This window comes from Frankia sp. CeRuru1, from assembly GCF_977966315.1.
Map to the genome: position 1 here is coordinate 1 of NZ_CDWWEW010000340.1, position 5,543 is coordinate 5,543.

Below are 5,543 nucleotides of genomic sequence, written 5' to 3' on the forward strand. Positions count from 1 at the left end.
GCGGCCCCCCGGGCGGCGGCGACCGACATGTACTGGCGTGGGGCATCGGACAGCGACGGTGGGTATGGCGCATGGACGGCGGGCATCGGGCATGAACCACAGGGACCGGGATTCCACTCGTCGTGCGCGTTGTTCTCCCAACCGCCACCCGACTGTCACGGGGATCCGCAGACTGGAAACAGGCTGGGATGGAGCCGGCCCCAGAGGGTAGTGCCCTGAAGGGGTGCGCCCATCGGAGGACAGCTTGGAGACCTTGGAGACATGGTGAGGACGCCACCGCCCGCGGAGAGGAAGTCAGCCCGATGAGCAATCCCCTGTCCGAGCTCTCAGCCGCCGGAGTGGCGGTCTGGCTGGACGACATCAGCCGGGACCGCCTACGCACCGGCAACCTCGCCCACCTGGTCGAGAACCGCGGCGTCGTCGGCGTGACGAGCAACCCGACCATCTTCCAGAAAGCGATCAGTTCGAGCGACCTGTACGACGAGCAGCTGCACGACCTGGCGATCCGCGGCGTGGACGTCGGCGAGGCCGTCCGGGCCATCACGGCCGCCGACGTGCGCGACGCCTGCGACGTGCTGCGCGGCGTCTACGACGCCAGCGGCGGCGTCGACGGCCGGGTGTCCCTGGAGGTCGATCCCCGGCTCGCCCACGAGGCCGAGCGCACGCTCGCCGAGGCGCGTGCCCTGTGGTGGCTGGTCGACCGGCCCAATCTGTTCATCAAGATTCCCGCCACCCGGGCCGGCCTCTCGGCGATCACCGAGACGCTCGCCCAGGGCATCAGCGTGAACGTGACGCTGATCTTCGGACTCGACCGGTACGACGCCGTGATCGACGCGTTCATGACCGGTCTGGAGAAGGCCCTGGCCGCGGGGCGCGACATCACCGACCTGGCCTCGGTCGCGTCGTTCTTCGTCAGCCGGGTGGACACCGAGGTCGACCAGCGGCTGGAGAAGATCGGCACCTCGGAGGCGAAGGCGCTGCGCGGCCGGGCCGCCGTCGCCAACGCCCGGCTGGCCTTCGAGCGGTACGAGAAGGCGTTCGCCACCCCCCGCTGGGCGGCCCTGGCCGCGGCCGGCGCGAAGCCCCAACGCCCGTTGTGGGCGTCGACGTCCACCAAGGACCCGTCCCTGCCGGACACGATCTACGTCACCGAGCTGATCGCGCCCGGAACCGTCAACACGATGCCGGAGGCGACCCTGGAGGCGTTCGCCGACCACGGGTCGGTGACGGGTGAGACGATCCGCCCCCGCTACGAGGAGGCCCACGAGGTGTTCGCCCAGCTCACGGCCGTCGGAATTGATCTCGACGACGTGATCGAGACCCTGGAGAGCCAGGGCGTACAGAAGTTCGAGGACTCGTGGACCCAGCTGTTGGACACCATCGCGGCGCACCTGGGCTCACCCGGTTCGTCCGCGTAAGGCCTGGCGACGGCCGTGGCCGTGGCGATCGCCACGGCCGTCGCCACGGCCGTCGCCACGGCCGTGATGATCGTCTCAGCGTCGTTCATGGACACCCGACGGTCCCCGGTGAAACAACCTCGGAGAGACCACAAGCAGAACGAAGGGGGAACGGGTGGCGCCCACGGTGAGTACCAACCCGCTGCGGGACCCACGTGACCGCAGACTGCCGCGCCTGCCGGACGCGAGCGCCCTGGTGGTGTTCGGCGCTACCGGCGACCTGGCCCGCAAGAAGCTGATCCCCGCCGTCTACGACCTGGCCCACCGCGGCCTGCTGCCGCCGGGTTTCGTCCTGCTCGGGTTCGCCCGCCGGGACTGGCCCGACGAGGACTTCGCCGAGTTCGCCCGGCAGGCCGCCGAGAAGGGCGCCCGCACCCCCTTCCGTGCAGAGGTCTGGGACCGGCTGGCGGGCTCCGTGCGGTTCCTGCCGGGGTCCTTCGACGACGACGCCGCGTTCGACCGGCTCGCCCGCACGCTGGAGAGCCTGGAGCACTCCCACGGTATCCGTGGCAACGCGGCGTTCTACCTGTCGATCCCGCCGTCGGCCTTCCCGGTCGTGCTCAAGCAGATGCAGCGCACCGGGCTCTCCTCGGCCGCGGGTTCGGGCGGCTGGCGCCGGGTCGTCGTCGAGAAACCGTTTGGTCACGACCTGGAGTCGGCCCGGCAGCTCAACGCGCTCGTCGACGACGTCTTCACCCCGTCCGGGGTGTTCCGCATCGACCACTACCTGGGCAAGGAGACGGTCCAGAACCTCTTCGCGCTGCGCTTCGCCAACACGCTGTTCGAACCGATCTGGAACTCCCAGTTCGTCGACTCGGTGCAGATCACCATGGCCGAGGACGTCGGGATCGGCACCCGGGCCGGCTTCTACGACGGGACGGGCGCCGCCCGGGACGTGCTCCAGAACCACCTGTTGCAGCTGCTCGCCCTGACCGCGATGGAGGAGCCGGTCAGCTTCGGCGCGGAGACCATCCGCACCGAGAAGCTGAAGGTGCTCCGCGCGGTGTCGCTGCCCACGGACCTCACCCGCTACGCGGTACGGGGGCAGTACGAGCAGGGCTGGCTCGCCGGGGAGCGGGTCCCGGGCTACCTCGACGAACAGGACATCCCCGCGCAGTCGCGGACGGAGACCTTCTCGGCGGTGCGCCTCGGCATCGAGACGCGCCGGTGGGCCGGGGTGCCGTTCTACCTGCGGACCGGCAAGCGGCTGCCACGGCGGGTCACCGAGATCGCCATCTTCTTCAAGAAGGCGCCGCACCTGCCGTTCGACGAGACCGCCACTACCGAGCTCGGCAACAACCAACTGGTCATCCGGGTGCAGCCCGACGAGGGGGTCACGCTCAAGTTCGGCTCCAAGGTCCCCGGCTCGGCGATGGAGGTCCGGGACGTCGCGATGGACTTCCTGTTCGGTGAGGCGTTCACCGAGGCGCTGCCGGAGGCCTACGAACGGCTGATCCTCGACGTGCTGCTCGGCGACGCGACGCTGTTCCCGAACAACGCGGAGGTCGAGGAGTCCTGGCGGATCGTCGATCCGCTGGAGCGGCACTGGGCGGGCATCACCCCGCACCGCTACCGGGCCGGCACCTGGGGCCCGGCGGCCGCCGACGAGATGCTCGCCCACGACGGTCGCCGGTGGCGGCGGCCATGACCATGGATTAGGAGCCCCTCGTGACCACATTGTGGGACACCACCGGTTCTGAGGTGGTCAAGGCCCTCGCCGCCGAACGACGGGCGGCCGGAGCCCTGGCCTTCGGCTTGGCGCTGACCCTCGTCGTCGTCGTCGACGAAAAGCACGTCAGCGCCGCCGAGGGCGCGGCGACGCTGGCGGCCTCCGCCCATCCGTGCCGGCTACTGATCGTCGTCCGCCGGCAGGTCGACGTGCCGCATCCCCGGCTCGACGCCGAGGTCTCGATCGGCGGTCGGCTCGGCCCGGGCGAAGCGGTCGTGATGCGGATGTCCGGCCGGTTGGCGCTGCACGCGGAATCGGTCGTGCTTCCCCTGCTCGCACCGGACGCCCCGGTGGTCACCTGGTGGCACGACGAGCCGCCGACCCGGATCGCCTACGACCCGCTCGGCGTGTTCGCCGACCGGCGGGTCACCGACGTCACCGCCAGCCCGGACCCGCTGTCGGCGCTGTTCCAGCGGGCCGCGGACTTCGCCCCCGGCGACACGGACCTGTCCTGGACCAGGCTGTCGCCCTGGCGCACCCTGCTCGCCGCCGCCTTCGACGCGGTGGTCAGCGAGCGGCCGGACTCAGCCGTCATCACCGCCGGCCGGGCCGATCCGAGCGCCCAGCTGTTCGCCGGCTGGCTCCAGAACAGGCTCGCCGTCCCGGTGACGGTCGACGAGACGGGTGGCCGGCCCGGTATCACGGCGGTCGCCGTCGCCCTCGACGGGGACCGGCTAGCCGTCTCCCGCACCGACTCCCGGTCGGCGATGATCTCCCGCACCGGGTACCCGGACCGGGTACTGCCCCTGTCCGACCGGGGCGTCGGGGACCTGCTCGCCGAGGAGCTGCGCCGGCTCGACGACGACGCCGTCTACGCCGAGGCCCTGGGTACCTGGAGCGGCCTGCCGAACCTGACCAGGCGCTCGCCGCACCGAGAGCACATCTGGCGGGACCCGATGGACCAGACCGTGGGCGCCACGGACGCCTTGGCCGCCGGCACCGTGACGTCGAGCGCCGTGACCCCGGGCACCGCGGCCCCGGGCACCGCCCCGACGAGTGCCCCGAACAACGAACGGGCGGTGGGTGGCGCATGACGGCCGAGCCGGAGCTCGTCCTCCATCGTGACGCCGGGGTGCTGGCCAGGGCCGCCGCGGCCCGTCTGATCACCCGGCTGGTGGACGCCCAGACGGCCCGCGGGGAGGCCTCACTCGTCCTGACCGGCGGTGGCATCGGCATCGCCCTGCTGCGGGCGGTGCGATCGAACCCGGCTCTCGACGCGGTGGACTGGAGCAAGGTCGACATCTGGTGGGGCGACGAGCGGTTCGTCGCGGCCGGCTCGCCCGACCGCAACGAGCGGCAGGCGCGGGAGGCGCTGCTCGATCACATCCCGGCGGATCCCAAACGGATCTTCCCAATGGGCCATCTGGCGGCCCCGACCGCGGGCGGTGACGTCGAGGGACGAGCCGCGGCCTCCGGCTATGCCGACCCGGAGTCCGCCGCGGTGGAGTACGCCGCGCTGCTGGCCACCCGTGCCGTCACCGGAGCGGCGGTGCCGAGCTTCGACGTGGTGCTCCTCGGGCTCGGCCCGGAGGGCCATGTCGCCTCGCTGTTCCCGGGCTCCCCCGCGGTCGTCGCGACCGAGCCGGTGGTGGCCGTGCATGACTGCCCCAAGCCACCGCCGGAACGCGTCACACTGACCCTGCCGGCCATCCAGTCCGCCCACGAGGTCTGGGTGATCGTCGCCGGGGAGGAGAAGGCCGATGCGGTCGCGGCGTCGTTCTCCGGAGCGGGACCGATCACGATCCCGGCGACGGGAGCCGTCGGCCGCGACCGCAGCCTGTGGCTCGCCGACCGGGCCGCCGCCTCCCGGCTGCCCGGCTGGCAGTGACGCGGTCCGCGGACGACCTGTCCCGTAGACCTGTCCCGTAGACCTGTCCCGTGGGCCCGGTACGCGTGCCGGGCCCACGGGACGGCACCGGCGGATCAGGTCAGGATCTTGTCAGGTCAAGATCTTGGTCTTGCCCCGCTCGAACTCGGCCTCGCTGATGATCCCCCGGTCGCGCAGGTGCGCGAGCTTGCCAAGTTCGTCGGCGTCGCTCGTCGTCCTGGCGGCCTCCTGGAGGTAGGCGCGCCAGGCCTGTTCATCGCGCTGCGCTGCGGCGCGGCTGCGCTCGTGTATACTTCCACCCCGCACGATCAGGTAGGCGATCACGCCGAGCCAGGGCAGCACCACGATCGCGACCGTCCAGGCGGCCTTCGCCCATCCGGACAGATCCTGGCTGCGGAACACGTCCATGATCACGAAAAACAGCAACCACAGCCACAGGATGAAAGCAAAAAACCACAGCATATAGAGGAAGACGCTGAGCAGCGGAAAATCGGGATCCACGGAGTACCTCCTGTCCACGCCGTGGTCG

Annotated in this window: 5 protein-coding genes; 4 read left to right on the top strand and 1 reads right to left on the bottom strand. The window is 71.2% G+C overall.

What is annotated here, in order from left to right; translation table 11 throughout:
- Positions 1 to 302: 302 nt before the first annotated feature.
- The 4 genes from tal (at position 303) to pgl (ending at position 5,014) form a co-directional block, all read left to right on the top strand.
- Positions 303 to 1,418 (top strand): transaldolase, encoded by a 1,116-nt coding sequence (gene tal, locus AC08OP_RS19740; RefSeq protein ID WP_476615545.1) that lies wholly within the window; start codon positions 303 to 305, stop codon positions 1,416 to 1,418.
- Positions 1,419 to 1,572: 154 nt separating this feature from the next.
- Positions 1,573 to 3,105, top strand: a complete 1,533-nt coding sequence (zwf, locus tag AC08OP_RS19745) for a glucose-6-phosphate dehydrogenase (RefSeq protein ID WP_476615546.1) — start codon at positions 1,573 to 1,575, stop codon at positions 3,103 to 3,105.
- A gap of 20 nt (positions 3,106 to 3,125) precedes the next feature.
- Positions 3,126 to 4,220: a glucose-6-phosphate dehydrogenase assembly protein OpcA gene (locus AC08OP_RS19750; RefSeq protein WP_476615547.1), complete on the top strand. Its 1,095-nt coding sequence runs from the start codon at positions 3,126 to 3,128 to the stop codon at positions 4,218 to 4,220.
- Complete coding sequence (pgl, locus tag AC08OP_RS19755) at positions 4,217 to 5,014, top strand: 6-phosphogluconolactonase (RefSeq protein WP_476615548.1); 798 nt, start codon at positions 4,217 to 4,219, stop codon at positions 5,012 to 5,014. Before AC08OP_RS19750 ends, pgl begins: the two co-directional genes overlap by 4 nt.
- A gap of 111 nt (positions 5,015 to 5,125) precedes the next feature.
- On the opposite strand, the gene AC08OP_RS19760 is transcribed toward pgl, so the two are convergent.
- Positions 5,126 to 5,515, bottom strand: a complete 390-nt coding sequence (locus AC08OP_RS19760) for an SHOCT domain-containing protein (protein WP_476615549.1) — start codon at positions 5,513 to 5,515, stop codon at positions 5,126 to 5,128.
- Between the last annotated feature and the right edge of the window lie 28 nt (positions 5,516 to 5,543).

Bases quoted from the DNA above. Each gene is read 5' to 3' on its own strand.
- pgl (WP_476615548.1), top strand. From the start codon at position 4,217: ATGACGGCCGAGCCGGAGCTCGTCCTCCATCGTGACGCCGGGGTGCTG.
- tal (WP_476615545.1), top strand. From the start codon at position 303: ATGAGCAATCCCCTGTCCGAGCTCTCAGCCGCCGGAGTGGCGGTCTGG.